Genomic DNA, 16,626 nt, shown 5'->3' with positions numbered 1-16,626 from the left:
GCGCGACGCGCCGGGTGAGGGTTGAACGCTCGGCGGCCGTCAATATCCGACTACACAACTCCCGCAGCAGAACGCTTTTTCCCGCAACCAGCCTTGCCGCTCGAGTTCTGAAATGGAACCTTCCGCCAAAAGGGGAACCGAAGAGCCATGCTGACGATCCTGCGTCAAAATCCGAGACATGTTCTGGCCGGAGTGCTTTTGACGTTTGTCTCCAGTTTCGGGCAGAATTTCTTCATTGCCGTCTTCGGCGGCGAGATCCGCGGCAGCTTCGATCTCTCCAACGGCGCCTTCGGAGCGCTCTACACCACCATCACCATCGCCAGCGCACTGACCCTCATGGTCCTGGGACGGCTGGTGGACCGGCATTCGACGGTTCTGATCGGCGCCCTGACGATCTCAGCGCTGGCTGCCGCCTCCGGACTGGTTGTACTGGCCGGGAACGTGGTCGTTCTGGCCTTTGCACTCTATGCAGTCCGGTTGATGGGGCAGGGCATGGCTCCCCACGTCTCCGTTTCTTCCATGACCCAGTGGTTTCCCGCCAATGTGCGCGGCAGGGCCCTGTCGATGGCCTCGCTTGGCAATCCGATCGGGGAAGCAACGCTGCCTCTGGCCGCCGTCGCCATTATGGCTCTAGCCGGATGGCGCAACACCTGGCTGACCGTGGCGATCCTCCTGATCGCGGTGTGCCTGCCCTTGTTCCTGGCTCTGACACGCAATCTTCCGCCTGCTCGGGCAGATGCCGGCAAGATCCAAGCAGCACCGGAAGAACCGCTCCGCCCGCAAGAAACTGCCCGGTCCTGGACCTTGGGCGAGCTTTTGCGTAACCCCCTGCTCTATCTGCTGGTGCCAGGTCTGCTTTCGCCGGTCATCATGAACATCGCGATCTTCTTCCACCAGGTTGCGCTGACACAGGCGAAGGGCTGGGATCCGGCCTGGTTTGTGGCGGGCTATCCGCTGGCCGCTGCTGCCAACATCGGCGGATCGCTTCTGACCGGCACACTCGCTGACAGGATCGGCCCCTTACGCCTGCTGCCTGTCGTGCTTTTGCCGCAGATGGCCGCCCTGCTTGCCTTTGGCAGCCTTCAAAACCCCATCGGCATCGCCCTCTATCTGGGCTTTGCGGGCATGGCGATGGGAATGGTGATGCCGCTCAAGGATGTGCTTCTGTCCCGCCTCTTCGGCCTCGGACACTTCGGCTCGATCCGGTCTTTCACCACAGCCAGCGGCGTTCTGCTCGGAGCCCTCGGTCCCAGCATCATCGGCGTTCTGCTCGACACCGGCACCAGTGTATCGGCCCTTTTTTATGCCATGGCTGGAATGAGCGCGGGGTTCGCCTTGCTCTTCCTCGTGGCTCTGCCAAGGGCCCGGAGGCTGTAGGACGGTAAAAGGGGCGCCTAGCTGTTACGCGTCAAGCGAGCCTCTACCCCTCGTCCTGCTGCTCCCGCAGCTGGTCGGCTGCAACCCGCTCGAAATCGTCGAGGAACCGGCCGTAAAGATCAGCGAAGCGGGCAATGTCCTCTTCCGGCCAATCCTCGACAATCCTGGAAATCAGGCCCAGCTTGACCTCCACCTTGTCGTGAAGAACCTTTTGTCCCTTGTCCGTAAGAAACAGGACCGAACGCCGCGCGTCTTCCTGGGAGACGTCACGGTGGAAGTATCCCTGATCGACAAGTTGCGCCACCGCCCGGCTGGCGCGGGACGGATCGATCCGCATCAATTCAGCAACGGTGCCAACGGTCACTTCCTGCCCCTTGCGGGCACAACGGCCCACAAGTTCCATCATGTCCAGATAGGCAATGTCGAGATCCGCACCCATCCTGCCGAGCGTCATCCGCGTGATCAGACGGCTCTTGGCCAGAACCCGGTAGCGGGCCATGGTCAAGCCGATCCGCTCGATCAGAGACTTCATTTTTTGATCCGTCATTGAGCCGCTTTCGTGCCGGTCACGCGTTCCCAGCCTAAATATGAATGTCTGCGGCTCGCCCAAGCTTGCCGCGGCACCTGCATATTACACCTTTATGACTTTGACAAATATGTGCCTCAAGCATATATAAGGGAAACTTAGTTCTTTACAGGTTTCCCATGAGCTCCCAAACGACTTCCGAAGCTACGGCTTCTGCCACGCCCGGCCATGACGACGACAGCCTGCTCATCACGGACAAACGGCTGAGGCTCTTCGTCTATCTCGTCCTGATGTGTTCCGTGTTCATGGCGATGATGGACGTGCAGATCGTCTCCACCGCCCTCCCCACCATTGTCGGAGAGTTCGGATCGATCGAAGGTTTCAGCTGGGTAACCTCCGCCTATCTTCTCACCTCAAGCGCCGTCATGCCGCTCTACGGCAAACTGGGCGATCTGTTCGGCCGCAAATATGTGCTCATTGCCGTCATCGTGCTGTTTGCCGCGGGCTCCATCGCCTGCGCAGCGGCGGTCTCGATGGAAACGCTGATTGCGGCCCGCGTGCTTCAGGCTCTTGGCGGCGGCGGCATCATGGTCTCGGTGTTTTCCGTGAATGCCGATATCTTCACCCCCAGAGAGCGGGCCAAGTATCAAAGCTACACCAGTCTGGTGCTCATGCTGGCCGGGGCAATTGGCCCGACCCTCGGCGGTTTCCTGACAGACCATTTCGGCTGGCGCTCGATCTTCCTGATCAATGTCCCGATCGGAATCGCCGTCGTGATCAGCCTGAGCCTCCTGCTGCCCTACAAACGCCCGCTCAGAGCGCCGAAGATCGATTATCTGGGCGCTGCCCTTCTGGCCGGGGCGATCTCCAGCCTGGTGCTCTGGGCTGACAGCCCAACCCTCTTCGGCAGTCTGATTGCCACGGAAAGCGTTGCCATCGTTGCAGCCGGATGCGTCTGTGCGATTTCATGGGTGCTGGTGGAACGGCGCGCTGCGGAGCCGGTCATTCCGCTGGAGCTTTTCCAGAACCAGACCATAACCCTTCTGCTGATCATATCAGCTGCCGGCGGCTGCATGGGCATCGGCATGGCCAACTATTATGCTCTCTTCCTGCAGTCCGGACTGGGCCTCTCGCCCTCTATGGCCGGCCTGTTTTTCATTCCCCTGACAGGCGGCATTGCCTTTGGTTCCGTCAACGCGGGACGGCTGATCTTCAAGACCGGCCTCTACAAGCCCTTCGCGATTGCCAGCGCCGCAACGGCGGCAAGCCTGCTGGTGCTGCTGACCTTTATCGACAAGGACAGCAGCCTGGTCCTTCTTGTCATCCTCCTGTTCCTTCAGGGCATGGGAACCGGCATCGGGCAGCAGGTGCCTCTTCTGGGTGTCCAGAACGCCGCCCCCAAACGCGATGTCGGAGCGGCAACAGGCCTGACCACCTTGTCCCGCATGGGCGGCGCATCCATCGCCATTTCGGTCTATGGCACGCTGGTTTCCTACGTGATCAACAGCTCAAGCCTCACTCTACCCGGCGCTGGAAAACTTGAGAACCTGACGCCCGAGGCCATCGCCCGCCTTCCGGCAGAGACTCAGGCAGCTGTGCATGCCGCCTATATTCAGGCCTTGCATCCGGTGTTTTTTACTGCCGCGCTCCTCGGCTTCCTCGGTCTTCTCGCGGCGCTTTGCCTGAAGAACCGCCGTCTGGAGCACACGCCGCATTGACCCCACGGTAAAGGTACAAGGCCCCTGCGATCCAATCGCAGAGGCCTTGCAAGGGACACTTGACCGTCAGGTAGGGGCACCCTCCTTCTTGATAAACTGCGTCACCGCATCAATCACCCGGCGGTGAATGTCAGCGCGGTCTGCCCCCTTCGGGTCGGTGCATACCGGATCGTCATTTTCCTCCTTGAGGAGCTGCGCCGCATTCTCCTTGCAAAGCCCCAGAAAGGTGAAATGGTCGGCTGGCGCGATCTGGACATATTCGGCACCAGCCAGATGGGCTGCCAGGTTCGAGCCGGTTGGACCGACATTGATCTCGTCCCAGAGCGTGTCGTCCGAGCCCAGATTGATGAACAGAACCGGCTTCTTCACCGCAGCGACGCTTTCCGGCGTCATCGCGAAATGCATGCCCGGATCCACTGCGATGGCCCCGGCCAGACGCGGCTCCTCGTAGGAAGCGCCAATCCGCTCCGCATCCACGGCTTTCCAGTCCACGCCCCCTTTGGCGAAGAAGACACATCCGGGAGACTGCGGCTGTTGCGTGCAGAACTTTTCATAGAGGTGGATATCTGCCCGCATTCCAATGTTTTGAAGCGTGTTCACGCCACCGAGTGAAAAACCAAGCATGTAGATCCGGTCCCGGTCGATATGCGGCCCATAGACCGGATCGGCCAGGATCTCGTCGAGAGCGGCTCCCGTATCCTGCGCCCGGTCCCAAAACTGGGCGGACCGGCGCGGTGAGCTGTCGTTGGAGGTGCTGCCTGGATGGTTCATCCCGAGCACCATGATGCCGGATTTCGCCAGCTCCGAAGACAGCCAGCTTAGACCGTCCATGTTGCCGCCGGAGCCATGCGACAGCACCAGAAGCGGATATTTGCCATCCTTGACGGTCGCGCCGAGCATCGCCCGCGTCCCCTGAAACACCGGATTGTCGCCAACGAGACTGTGGTAGGTCTGAGATCCTGCTGGATACCAGACGGACCCGGCGACAAGAGTGCTGCGGTGCTTGGCATGAATATCGATCCGGTCATAGCCTGGCAGCTCGCCGGCACGGGCGTGGCTGTAGAACTGTGCAAGCGCTGCTATGGAAAGGCTGGCACACAAAATACCCGGTTTCAGGCGGCGCCAGGTGTTCAGAACGGTTTGAAGAGCGAATAAGGTCATGTCGGTGCCTCATGTGGTGGATCACGAGGCGGACACTGGTTGATTGCAGCGTCTGCAGCGTCCTAAATCCGGTTTCAGGTCGTCCCGGAACCGGTTTCAGGACATGGAAGCGATCCAGCCACGCAAGCGAAGGTGCTATGTTTGCCATCCCCATTCCCCTCTTCACCGCCGCAGTGCTCGCCTTTCTGGGATTGCGCGCGGCGCTGGAGGGAGAGACACCCAAAATGGTCCTTGGGCTGATCGCAGTCTGTGCCGGACAGTCCCTGATCACCAGCGCTAACCTCTATTACGGCCAGCACTGGCTTGGTCCCATCCAGCCAGTGACAGCCATGGCAATCCCGGTCCTGGCCTATCTGTCCTTCGTCAGCACATCGATACGGCCCCTGGCGTTGCTGCCAGACGCGCTGCACCTGATTACGCCGCTGCTCGTTGTTGCCTGTATCTGGTTTTTGCCGGATGGCGTAGACGTGGTGCTGATCCTGTCTTTCGCAGGCTACGGGCTGCTGCTACTGACCCAGCTGGGCCGGAATGCAGAGGAACTGCCACTCATCCGTCTCGAACATGGCAACCGGGCCGTTCTGCTGTGGCGCTGGGTGGCCGTTACCCTGATTGCCTCCGCGATCAGCGACATGGCAATCCTGTTCGCTGTCATCTCCGGGCAGGAATGGCTGCGCACATGGATCATTTCGGTCTTTTCCAGCACGTTCCTGCTGGTTATCGGCGCCCTCAACCTTTCGGACACACTGAAATCTCCCAGGGCGGATGCGGCCTCTCCCGACGGGAGCGAGGTTGAGGACCTTCCAGAGCGTCCTGCGGCCGGCCTTTCAACTTCAGTGGCTGAAACAGATCAAGATGGAACGGACACAGCACTTTACGCCAGTGTCGAAACGCTCATGCGCACGAACCAGCTGTATCTGGATCCTGATCTGACGCTGGGGCGGATCGCACGCAAGCTCCATGTCCCGGAGAAGCAGCTCTCGACGACAATCAACCGGGTAACCGGTGCCAATGTTTCCCGTTACATAAATGGCTACCGCATCGCTCATGCTTGCGATCTGCTGAGTGATGGAGCCAGTGTGACCTCCGCGATGTATTCCAGCGGCTTCAACACCAAGTCAAACTTCAACCGGGAATTCCTGCGGGTGAAAGGCTGTCCGCCGAGCCTGTGGGTGGAGACGTACTCCCGGGCATCATCTGAAGCTAAATAATAATAAACTCAGCATGAGAGCGTGATCCATATCGGGATAGAAGCGTAATCAACGCGAAACTCCATGATTTGTTTCAAAATTTTTGATGGTTTTTTCTATATTTTTTCCGGAACAAAATCCAACTCCAATCTGTTTTCCTTGCAAGCGTCAACGATGAGGTTGGATCATAGCCTTTGATCTCAAAACTCCGGCGCTCAATATATGGAATGGAGATTAGACCATGCGTTTTACTAAGAAATCTGCTGCTACTCTTTTTGCCGGCCTGATCGCTTCGACTGCACTTGTGAGTGCAGCCCAGGCAACGGGCGTTGGCAACGATGATAAGGTGATCCGCCCGAACGCGGCGACCCAGGCTGAAGTGGGCATGGATGCGCCCGTTTCCGCAGCTGCGGCCGCCGCCGGTAACGACGACAAGGTCATCATGCCTTCCGGCGCAGCGCAGGCTGAAGTTGACATGGATGCCCCGGTCACGGCCCCGGCAACTGCCGCTGGCAATGACGACCAGGTGATCCGTCCTCAGGCTTCCGCTGAATTGGGCTCGGCTGCCCTGATCAAGGTCAATTCACCTGCGGCCAAGGCACCGGACACCGTTGGCAACGACGACGAAGTGATCATGCCGTCTAGCGCCACTCAGGCTGAAGTGGATATGGACGCTCCGGTCGCAGCCCCGGCAACTGCCGCTGGTAACGATGACAAGGTTGTCCTTCCGGGTACCGCCAATGCGCAGGCTGATATGAACGTCAAGGCTGCTGATAGTGGCGCGGGCAGTGACGACAAGGTCATCCGTCCGTATGGCAATGGCGCCGTCAACTCCGGTTCCTGATCCATTTGACAGCTACCTTATACAAAAGGGCCGCGCAAAACTTGCGCGGCCCTTTTGCCGTCATAAGCATTTCCGTTTTAGTCAGCCGACCTTGGTGGCGACCATAAGGAAGTCGCGCATTTCGCCGCGCAGGGCTTTCAGGTTTTCTTCCTGCCGGCTGAGTTCCTTGGATGCCACGATGACGCGGCTGCTCGCTTCTTCCGTTTCGGCTGTGGCCCGGCGGACATCCGCGATCGAGTTGGTGACTTCCGAAGCTCCGGACGCAGCAATATCAATGCTGCGGGCGATCTCGCTGGTCGCAGCCGTCTGCTCCTCGACAGAGGCTGCAATCGAGGCAGAGATCTGATTGACCTGAAGGATCGCTTCGCTGATTTCCTTGTTGGCGCTCACCGCGTTAGACGTAATGTCCTGCAGCTCGGTGATCTGGGAATTGATCTCTTCGGTTGCCCGTGCAGTTTCCCCGGCGAGTTCCTTGACCTCCTGCGCGACGATGGCAAAGCCCCGCCCCTGCTCTCCGGCTCGCGCCGCTTCAATGGTGGCGTTCAGGGCCAGAAGATTGGTCTGGGAAGCAATGTCATTAATGAGCTTCACCACCTGACCTATTCTGGCAGACATTTCGGACAGGCTTTCGATTTCCTGGTCCATCGCCTGGGCCTTGCGCACAGCGGCTGCGGCGACTTCTGCCGCGGAACTGACCTGGCGGTTGATTTCCCCGATCGAGCTGGTCAGCTCATCTGTGGAGGCGGCCACCCGCTGCATGTTGGAAGACGCTTCCTCCGCGCCGCTGGCGACCACACCAGACTGCTCGCTGGCCTCGGCACAAGCGGCAGCGACATCGCTCGAGACGGAGTTCAGGGTGTCGACAGACTCGGTGACCGAATTGACCACCGTCAGCATCCGGCCCTCAAAATCATTGCCGAGCCTGCAGAGACCTTCGTGACGCTCCTTGATCACCTGGACCGCGTTATTGATCGTGCGCGAGGCATCCTTGAAGCTGCCGGACATGCCGGTCTCTTCGATCAGCCGGAAATGCTGGTTGCGGCTGACATATTCCATGCAGGCCTTGGATTCCCGCAGGTAGGCGTCGGCCCGGTCGATGAGCAGATTGATGGAATGCATCAACTCCCCGGCTTCGCCCGTCTCGGTGATGTTGAGAATGCGGGCCTCGAAGTCACCGTTTGCGACGGCCTTGCAAACCGCAGCTGCCTTGCGCAGCGAAGCTTTGCTTAGTCGAGAAAACATGTCTTTATTCATCCAGATCGTTATAGCGCCAGGCATCCTTGCCGCAGCAAAGCCGCGCCGGTGTCAGGCTGTTGTCAGGCATATTTCAGCGTCGCAATAAACTCGTCGTAACGGCAGCCCTTACTGGCTAGAAGATCCGACACCGCCTTGCTCGAGACCACCAGACCGTCTTTCCGGTTGTCAGCCCCGTCCTCAAGTGCCTTCAGAGACTTGTAGAGCGGAATGATCTTCTCTTCGACCACCCGCCGGTCCGGCACCCGCCGGTTCGAGTGATAGCCGACAAGATCACCCTTGACGTTCCGGCTCGGCGTAATATGGGCGTTCACCCAATAGTGATCGCCATTCTTGCAGCGGTTGATCACATAGGCGAAGATTTCCTCGCCTGCTTCCAGCGTATCCCACATCAGCTTGAAGACGGCCCGGGGCATCGCGGGGTGCCTGAGGATGCTATGGGGCTCGCCCATGACTTCCTTTTCCGTGTAGCCCGCCACTTCGAGAAACGTGCGGTTTGCGTAAGTGATGCGCCCCTTCAGATCTGTCTTGCTGACGATGATCTCGTTTTCTGGAAAGGTTCGCTCACGTCCGGTCAGATGTACCGGTTTTGCCATGGTCAATTCTCCGGAACACAGAATGGCAGCTATTTGCTGCCGGTCTCTTGAAGGCTCTAATTGTCTCAGAGGAACCATAACCGGAGTTAAGTCCTACTTAATTCAACCCTTAAGAATATCGCCCGGCCTATTTGTCCAACAGGCATTCTCTCTAGGAGATGCAAAGCTATCCGCAAAAACTCAGCCTCCAGGCCGACAGTCACATCAATGGGGAAATAATAAATAAATTTGAACAACTTAATTTAGGTTCAAACCAGGGCCTGCAGACCAGCGGGTTGAAGCGGAGATTGAACGCGTGCTTTCAATTAGGGCAAGAGTGGAGAAATGAGTCCACAATCTGCAAGTGTTCAGGCCGAACTGCGGACAGCTGCGAACCATTTCAAGATTTCGATCACAAGCCTTGTAACATTTTGAAATATTCATGGTCTGGCCACGGCGTCAGCCCCAACTCCACCTCACCGGAAGCCCATAGCCTATCAGGCGTGGTGTTACCGGCAGACGAAGGCTTGATTGCCTTGAGTTGATGGAAGGAGTTCCGATATGAACGCTCTGGGAAAAACCACCGTAGTGCGTACCGGCCTGTTTGCCAAAGCCGCCGCGGGCCTTGTGTGCGCAACCATGTTCGCCGCCACGCCTGTTCTGGCAGACAGCCTGAGCCTCAATGCAGGCTCTTCCAACGAAACCGGTATCGCCGCGGGCGCAGCACCTGCAGCCGGCGCGGCAATCGAAGCCCAAACCGGCACTCAGGTGCAAACCCGGATGGATGCAGCCACGCCGTCCGCTCCCCCCAAGGCTCCGGCGGTCTCGGGAAATGCGCTGACACAGGCTCCATCAAGCGGCGCTCAGGCAACCGGCCAGATCCAGACTGATGGCCAGACAAGTGCTCAGACCAGTACCAAGACAAGCGGACAGACTTCTGCTGTCACCGCAAACCCTGAAGAGCTTGTCGGCCTTCCAGTCCTGACCCTCGACGGCACCAGCGTCGGTGAGGTGACAGCCGTTCAGACCCAGTCCAATGGCCAGCTCTCCGCCGTTGAAACCAAGATCGGCGGCATTCTGGGCTTTGGCGCCAAGAAGGTTGTCCTGCCCGCCAGCGAGATCAACATCGACGCGGATGCCGTGATCGTTGCCATGACGGATACCCAGCTCAAGACCATGACCGAGTAGGGCCAGCCCTTTCGTCTGGAATTAAAAGAAAAGGCCGCCCCCGCGTGATGTGGAGGCGGCCTTTCTCTTGTTCAGCCGTCACGCGAACGTGACAAGAACCGGATCAGTCGACGATACGGACCGCGCCCTTGGCAGCAGAACTCGTCAGAGCCGCATAGGCCCGCAGCGCCGTGCTGACCTTGCGCTTGCGCTTTTCGACCGGCTTCCAGGCATCCGCGCCCTTGGCTTCCATGGCCTTGCGGCGTTCAGCCAGAACCTCGTCGGACAGATCCACCTTCATCACCCGGTTCGGGATGTCGATGACGATCATGTCGCCTTCCTCGACCAGACCGATCGCGCCGCCTTCTGCCGCTTCCGGCGATATGTGACCAATGGAAAGCCCCGAGGAGCCTCCCGAGAAGCGGCCGTCGGTGATCAGCGCGCAGGCCTTACCCAGGCCCTTGGACTTCAGATAGCTCGTCGGATAGAGCATTTCCTGCATGCCTGGGCCGCCGCGCGGGCCTTCGTAGCGGATCAGCACCACGTCGCCTTCGGTGATCTTGCCGGTCAGGATCGCGGAAACCGCGCTGTCCTGGCTTTCAAAGATCCGGGCCGGACCGGAGAAGGTCAGGATAGACTCGTCCACGCCTGCGGTCTTCACGATGCAGCCGTCGAGCGCGATGTTGCCGAACAGAACGGCCAGACCGCCGTCCTTGGAATAGGCATTGTCCTTGGAGCGGATGACGCCCCTGGTGCGGTCGAGGTCCAGATCATCCCAGCGGCGGGACTGGGAGAAGGCTACCTGCGTCGGCACGCCGCCCGGTGCTGCCTTGAAGAAATTATGCACGCTTTCCGAATTGGTCTGGGTGATGTCCCAGCGGGACAGCGCTTCCTTCAGCGAAGACGAGTGAACGGTCGGGCCGTCGGTGTGCAGCAGGCCTGCCCGGTCGAGTTCGCCCAGAATGCCGAAGATGCCACCGGCGCGGTGAACGTCTTCCATGTGGATGTTCTCAACCGCCGGAGCGACCTTGCAGAGAACCGGAACCTTGCGGGACAGACGGTCAATATCATCCATGGTGAAGCCGACCTCCCCTTCATAGGAAGCTGCCAGCAGGTGCAGAACCGTGTTGGTGGAGCCACCCATGGAAATGTCCAGCGTCATGGCGTTCTCGAACGCCTGGAAGGTCGCGATGTTGCGCGGCAGAACGCTCTCGTCATCCTGCTCATAATACCGCTTGGCCAGATCGACGATCAGGTGACCGGCTTCCACGAACAGGCGCTCACGGTCGGCATGGGTGGCAAGAGTGGAGCCGTTGCCCGGCAGCGCGAGGCCCAGCGCCTCGGTCAGGCAGTTCATGGAGTTGGCGGTGAACATGCCCGAGCACGAGCCGCAGGTCGGGCAGGCATTCTGTTCCATGGTCAGAACATCCGCATCCGACACCTTGTCGTTGGCAGCTGCGATCATGGCGTCGATCAGGTCGATGGACTTGGCTTCGCCGTTTTCCAGAACGACCTTGCCTGCTTCCATCGGGCCGCCGGACACGAAGACCACCGGAATGTTCAGACGCATGGCTGCATTGAGCATGCCCGGGGTGATCTTGTCGCAGTTGGAAATGCAGACCAGCGCATCGGCGCAATGGCCGTTGACCATGTATTCCACCGCATCGGCGATGACTTCGCGGCTCGGCAGGGAATAGAGCATCCCGTCGTGGCCCATGGCGATGCCGTCATCGACTGCGATGGTGTTGAATTCCTTGGCGACGCCGCCGGCCTTCTCCACTTCCCGTGCGACCAGCTGACCAAGATCCTTGAGGTGCACATGGCCCGGCACGAACTGGGTGAAGGAGTTCGCGATCGCGATGATCGGCTTGCCGAAATCGCCGTCCTTCATGCCCGTGGCGCGCCAAAGGCCGCGCGCACCGGCCATGTTGCGGCCATGGGTGGATGTCCGTGAACGATAGGGGGGCATTTCTTACGTCCTCTTGGCGTCTGTCCACGCATGCAGCTTCGCATGCGCTTGTCTCTTCCGGCCGCACTCCCTCGGGGCATCCCTTACGGCCTGTTCTATGGCAGTGTTGTGTCAGGTTTTGGCTCTTGTGAAAAGGCCGCTTCAGCCCAAAACCGTACGCTCCGGTACGATCATCATCCCGCCAACCGGCATTCCGCCCCGCACTGCACAACCTTAAAGCAACCAAAGCAAGAATTTAGGCATTAGCGCACTCGTAAAATTATACAATATCAAGAGAGCGTTTACGAAAGTGCCTTACGCTTCCGATCAGGCAAGATGAGTATTTTACTTGCAGGATGCTTTTCAGATGATGTTAGACACACCGACCCTTTTCACGAGCGTAACAATCGCCTGCTTCAGCGGCGCTTGCGTGCTCGGTCTTTTCACAGTTTCCGTATCGGGCCAGACACGTGCCATGCGGCTCAGCAGCCTGTGCTGGTCCGCAGCCCTGCTGATGCTTGGTCTTGGCTGCACGCTGATCGGCCTTCGCGGCCATATACCGGACAGCATCAGCATTGTTGCCGCCAACGCCATCTTGCTCATCGGCCACAACCTGCGTCCTGCCGCGCTGCGGATCTTCTTTGAGCAAAAGCACAAACTCCTTTGGCTCGGATTCGCGGCATCGCTTGGCTGGATCGTGCTGTGTCAGGTTCCGGCCTTCCGGGACTCCTTTGCCGCCCGAACCCTGTACTCCCAGGTTCTGCTCATCGCCAACTCCCTGCACATCATCTGGCTTTGCCTGAGGAAAGCGCCCTCCGGCATGACCACGCCTAAGCTGCTGGCGGGTATTACGCTGCTGGAAATCAGCGCCTATGTGCTGCACTTGACCAACCAGCTTCTCCATCCGTCGGCGGCCCTGGTGGACATATTCTCCCTGCCGGTGACCTCTGTGTACCTGATCCTTTTGATCACCTGCACGGTTCTATCCAGTGTTCTGATCGTGGCAATCTCGCTCGAACGGGCACAGCTTATCTTCCAGGAGCAGGCCACCCGCGATCAGCTGACGGGCCTGCGCAACCGCCGCGCCTTCTTTGACGATGCGGAAAAGTGGCGACAGGCCCGCCAGAACAAAGATGCGGCCTATGCGCTGCTTGTCATCGACATCGACAGGCTGTCCGATGTGAACGAGCAATTTGGCCTAGCCCTTGGTGATGCCATGCTGAAGCTTTTGAGCAGGATATGCCAGGACACGGTGGAAAAACCCTGCTTTGCCGGCCGGATCGACAGCGAGGAGTTCGCCCTGTTCCTGCCGGGGCAGGACAATGAGGCGGCGAGCGCGATTGCCACGCGCATCTCCCGGCTGATGACCACTCAGGCTGCGAAGGCTTCGGGCGGGCGGCTCAAGATCACCGTCAGCACAGGCATCTTCTATGGCACCCCGGCAACCTCACTTGAACGGGCCTTTGAGATCTCAACCCGCTGCATAGCCCATGCCAAGACAACGAGCAGGAGCCGAACCGTTGCCAGTTCAGGAGAAACGACCAAAAGCGGGCTTCAAACAACTCCCATTCTCTCGCCCTTTTCCCTGACCCAGCGCTCTATCGCCTGATCACGCCGTGAACTGCCAGCTGCAAACGAAAACAGCCGGTGCGCAGAGAGGGCCGCACCGGCTGTCTTACGTGCCGGTCTGAACTGACCGGCACGGGATCTTGTCTCTTGGCTTGGATCAGGCGGCTGCCTCTTCATCGAGAACCGGATAGTCGGTGTAGCCCTTCTCCCCGCCGCCATAGAGTGTGTCCGGATCCAGCTTGTTCAGCGGCGCGTTCCGGCGCAGGCGCTCCACCAGATCCGGGTTGGAGATGAATGGACGGCCAAAGGCGACCATATCCACCAAACCGCTCTCGACCGCCTCGATCGCAAGGTCCCGGTCGTAACCGTTGTTGCCGATCTTCACACCGCCGAACCGGTCGTAGAGCGCCTTGAGGCTCAGACCTTCGGCAAGCTCGCGCGGGCCGCCGGTCTGACCTTCGACCAGATGCAGATAGGCAAGGCCATAGCCGTTCAAGAGATCAACCACGTGGCTGAACAGCCCCATCGGGTCACTGTCCGAAATATCATTGGCCGCAGAGAATGGGCTGAGACGGATACCAACACGGTCCGCACCGATTTCAGCGGTGACCGCATCCATCACTTCCTTCAGCAGCCGGCTGCGGTTCTCAACGGAGCCACCGTAAGCGTCCGTGCGCTTGTTGGAGCTGTCGCGCAGGAACTGATCCAGCAGATAGCCGTTGGCCGCATGAATCTCGATGCCATCAAACCCGGCCTTGATCGCATTGGCCGCTGCCTTGCGGTAGTCTTCGACAATGCCCGGCAGTTCGGCAAGCTCAAGCGCCCGGGGCGTCGGCGTGGGAACGAACTTCTCGCCGTCGAAGGTCTTGGAGTTGGCCGCAATGGCTGAGGGCGCGACAGGGTCGGCACCACCTGGCTGCAGCACTTGATGCGAAATGCGGCCCACATGCCAGAGCTGGATGACGATCTTGCCGCCCTTGGCATGGACAGCATCGGTGACCTTCTTCCAGCCCTCAACCTGGGCGTCGGAATAGATGCCCGGCGTCCAGGCATAGCCCTTGCCCTGGGGCGAGATCTGCGACGCTTCGGTGATGATCAGCCCCGCTCCGGCACGCTGCTCATAGTAAGTCACATGGATATCATAGGGCGCATCGTCTTCCGGGCGGGCGCGGTTCCGCGTCAGCGGCGCCATTGCGATCCGGTTCTTGACCTCGATGGCCCCGGCCTTGAGAGGAGAGAACAGCTTGGCATCAGTCATATTGCGTGTCCTTGAGTTCACTATTTTTGGATTGAGCGTTCCAGAATTCGACACACCATGGGATCCTGCAGGTGCCTTGAAGTCTGGAACGCATGAGACCGCCTAAGACGTCAATATGCCTTCAGCGGCTTCGAGAGCCTTTGAGATTTGATCCGGCGGAAGGCCGGACTTGCGCAGCGTCAACGTTCCAATTGCGAGCGCCGACAGTGCCCTCGCCTTGTCCTGAACGCTTTCAGGGGCCTCCGGGTTTAATGCGGAGGCAAAAAGATCTTCCACCCCTTGCAGGTGCCTGCGGCCGATCTCCGCGACCTCCTGCTCGTGAGGCGCAAGTTCGGTGATGCAATTGACCAGCAGGCAGCCTTTCGGCCCGCCCTGCGGATTGGAGAGAGCCTGCAGCATGGCGCGCACCGCCCCTTCGCGGGGACCATCCGCCAGCTCCCGCAAGGCCGACAGAGCCGTCGCGGAATAGCTCTTCAGCGCCGCGATCAGAACGCCCTGCTTAGAGCCGAAGGCCGCATAGAAGCTGGACCTGGAAAGCCCCATGGCTCCGGTCAGGTCATCCAGCGACGTCGCCTCGTAACCCTGGCGCCAGAAGACCTGCAGCGCGGCCGAGAGCACTTCCTGCTCATCATATCCACGTGGACGGCCAGGACCGCACTGCCCCTTGGCGTGGGCCTTGCTGTCACCGCTCCCGGCGGCATGTTTCTGGGCGGGTCTCGTTGTCATGAAGCGGATATTGGACCGGCCAGACCAGATTTCAAGAGGCCGCATGCCTCGAAGGGGTTTTATTTTGGACTGAGCGTTCCTATTTGGCATATCACACAGACTTGAGCAGCAGAGCAGACGGACCTGATCGACCATGATTCCTTATTCGCTTCTCGACCTCGCACCGGTTCCGGAAGGGTCCACCGTGCGCCAGGCCCTTGCCAACACCGGCGCGCTGGCCAAAGCCGCCGAGGCGGCAGGCTACAAGCGCTACTGGCTCGCCGAACACCACAACATGACGGGCATTGCTTCGGCGGCGACCTCTGTGCTGATCGGCCATGTGGCCGGCCTCACAAGCAGGATGCGCATTGGCTCCGGCGGCATCATGCTGCCGAACCATTCGCCTCTGGTCATTGCAGAACAGTTCGGGACGCTCGCGGAACTCTATCCGGGCCGGATCGATCTCGGTCTTGGCCGTGCGCCGGGCACCGACATGATGACCATGCGCGCCCTGCGCCGCAAAGCCGACGCTTCCGACAGTTTCCCAGAAGACGTTGTGGAACTGATGGGCTATCTGGATGATCTGCAGGAAGATGTAAAAATCCGGGCGGTTCCGGGCACCGGCACGAAGGTTCCCGTCTGGATCCTGGGCTCCAGCACCTATGGCGCGCAGATGGCTGCCTATTACGGGCTTCCCTACGCCTTTGCGTCCCATTTCGCGCCCGCGGAACTGGGCAACGCGATCCGGATCTACCGGCACAGCTTCCGCCCGTCGAAATATCTGGAGAAGCCGCATTTCATGATGGCGGTCAACACTTTCGCCGCGGACACTGACGAGGAAGGCGCTTATCTGCGCTCCTCCATGCAACAGGCCTTCATCAACCTGCGCACGGGCCGCCCCGGCCCCCTGCCCCGCCCGGTCGAAGACCTAGAAGCACTTGTCGGGCCGGCAATGCTGCATGCCGTCAACGAAGCCCTGAGCATCTCCGCCTATGGCTCCCGCGACAGCGTGATGCGGAAACTGGCCGGTTTCGTTGCGAAGTATCAGCCAGACGAGGTGATCCTCACCGGACACATCCACGACCCCGCCGCCCGCATCCGCTCCTTCCAGATCGCAGCCGACATCATGACCGAACTGAACGGCGGCAGACTGGCTGCGGAGTAGGTGAACAGTGCAGCCTTGGGGCAGAGCTTGCTCCCTCTCCCTTCTGGGCTACGACATTCACACATCGTAGTTGCATAGGCTTTTGCCGTCTGATTCCTTGTGGGGAGATTAGATGGAGGCGTTTGCATGGAGTTGGTGCTGGGACGGTTTGGCGACCGCCGCCTGGAAAAAG

General features: G+C 59.7%; 14 protein-coding genes. 7 read left to right on the top strand and 7 right to left on the bottom strand.

Translation table 11 applies throughout. The annotated features are described in order from the left end of the window. Positions 1-147 precede the first annotated feature (147 nt). Positions 148-1,377 carry an MFS transporter gene (locus IG616_RS17060; protein ID WP_192149385.1) on the top strand — a complete coding sequence of 410 codons (1,230 nt, stop codon included), beginning with the start codon at positions 148-150 and terminating at the stop codon, positions 1,375-1,377. A 43-nt stretch (positions 1,378-1,420) separates the two neighbouring features. Here the strand turns inward: IG616_RS17060 and IG616_RS17055 are convergent, their stop codons facing one another. Further along, positions 1,421-1,924, bottom strand: a complete 504-nt coding sequence (locus tag IG616_RS17055; protein ID WP_192149384.1) for a MarR family winged helix-turn-helix transcriptional regulator — start codon at positions 1,922-1,924, stop codon at positions 1,421-1,423. 269 nt (positions 1,925-2,193) lie between these two features. Between IG616_RS17055 and IG616_RS17050 the strand changes: the two genes are divergently transcribed. Next, a complete protein-coding gene (locus IG616_RS17050; RefSeq protein ID WP_484593345.1) occupies positions 2,194-3,621 on the top strand; it encodes an MDR family MFS transporter in 1,428 nt (475 codons plus the stop codon). A gap of 66 nt (positions 3,622-3,687) precedes the next feature. Here the strand turns inward: IG616_RS17050 and IG616_RS17045 are convergent, their stop codons facing one another. Continuing rightward, positions 3,688-4,782 (bottom strand): alpha/beta hydrolase family protein, encoded by a 1,095-nt coding sequence (locus tag IG616_RS17045; protein WP_192149382.1) that lies wholly within the window; start codon positions 4,780-4,782, stop codon positions 3,688-3,690. A 137-nt stretch (positions 4,783-4,919) separates the two neighbouring features. On the opposite strand from IG616_RS17045, the gene IG616_RS17040 reads away from it, so the two are divergent. Both IG616_RS17040 and IG616_RS17035 read left to right on the top strand, forming a co-directional pair. After that, a complete protein-coding gene (locus tag IG616_RS17040) occupies positions 4,920-5,990 on the top strand; it encodes a helix-turn-helix domain-containing protein (RefSeq protein ID WP_192149381.1) in 1,071 nt (356 codons plus the stop codon). 220 nt (positions 5,991-6,210) lie between these two features. Continuing rightward, positions 6,211-6,813, top strand: a complete 603-nt coding sequence (locus IG616_RS17035; RefSeq protein WP_192149380.1) for a hypothetical protein — start codon at positions 6,211-6,213, stop codon at positions 6,811-6,813. A gap of 81 nt (positions 6,814-6,894) precedes the next feature. On the opposite strand, the gene IG616_RS17030 is transcribed toward IG616_RS17035, so the two are convergent. Beyond that, a complete protein-coding gene (locus IG616_RS17030; RefSeq protein ID WP_192149379.1) occupies positions 6,895-8,055 on the bottom strand; it encodes a methyl-accepting chemotaxis protein in 1,161 nt (386 codons plus the stop codon). Between the two features lie 74 nt (positions 8,056-8,129). Beyond that, positions 8,130-8,663 carry a PAS domain-containing protein gene (locus IG616_RS17025; protein ID WP_192149378.1) on the bottom strand — a complete coding sequence of 178 codons (534 nt, stop codon included), beginning with the start codon at positions 8,661-8,663 and terminating at the stop codon, positions 8,130-8,132. 540 nt (positions 8,664-9,203) lie between these two features. Here IG616_RS17025 and IG616_RS17020 point away from each other — a divergent pair. Then, positions 9,204-9,830, top strand: coding sequence for a PRC-barrel domain-containing protein (locus tag IG616_RS17020; protein ID WP_192149377.1), 627 nt, complete (start codon positions 9,204-9,206; stop codon positions 9,828-9,830). 103 nt (positions 9,831-9,933) lie between these two features. On the opposite strand, the gene ilvD is transcribed toward IG616_RS17020, so the two are convergent. Beyond that, positions 9,934-11,778 (bottom strand): dihydroxy-acid dehydratase, encoded by a 1,845-nt coding sequence (gene ilvD / locus IG616_RS17015; protein ID WP_192149376.1) that lies wholly within the window; start codon positions 11,776-11,778, stop codon positions 9,934-9,936. Positions 11,779-12,124: 346 nt separating this feature from the next. Between ilvD and IG616_RS17010 the strand changes: the two genes are divergently transcribed. After that, positions 12,125-13,366 (top strand): GGDEF domain-containing protein, encoded by a 1,242-nt coding sequence (locus tag IG616_RS17010; protein ID WP_192149375.1) that lies wholly within the window; start codon positions 12,125-12,127, stop codon positions 13,364-13,366. Positions 13,367-13,483: 117 nt separating this feature from the next. Here IG616_RS17010 and IG616_RS17005 read toward each other — a convergent pair whose 3' ends face one another. After that, positions 13,484-14,584, bottom strand: a complete 1,101-nt coding sequence (locus tag IG616_RS17005; protein ID WP_192149374.1) for an alkene reductase — start codon at positions 14,582-14,584, stop codon at positions 13,484-13,486. Between the two features lie 102 nt (positions 14,585-14,686). Next, positions 14,687-15,310: a TetR/AcrR family transcriptional regulator gene (locus tag IG616_RS17000; protein ID WP_192149373.1), complete on the bottom strand. Its 624-nt coding sequence runs from the start codon at positions 15,308-15,310 to the stop codon at positions 14,687-14,689. Between the two features lie 133 nt (positions 15,311-15,443). On the opposite strand from IG616_RS17000, the gene IG616_RS16995 reads away from it, so the two are divergent. Further along, positions 15,444-16,454 carry an LLM class flavin-dependent oxidoreductase gene (locus IG616_RS16995; RefSeq protein WP_192149372.1) on the top strand — a complete coding sequence of 337 codons (1,011 nt, stop codon included), beginning with the start codon at positions 15,444-15,446 and terminating at the stop codon, positions 16,452-16,454. Positions 16,455-16,626: the final 172 nt, after the last annotated feature.

Origin of the sequence: Roseibium litorale (assembly GCF_014842915.1) — a bacterium.
GTDB classification, from domain to species: domain Bacteria; phylum Pseudomonadota; class Alphaproteobacteria; order Rhizobiales; family Stappiaceae; genus Roseibium; species Roseibium litorale.
This window is presented reverse-complemented; position numbering and strand designations above follow the sequence as displayed.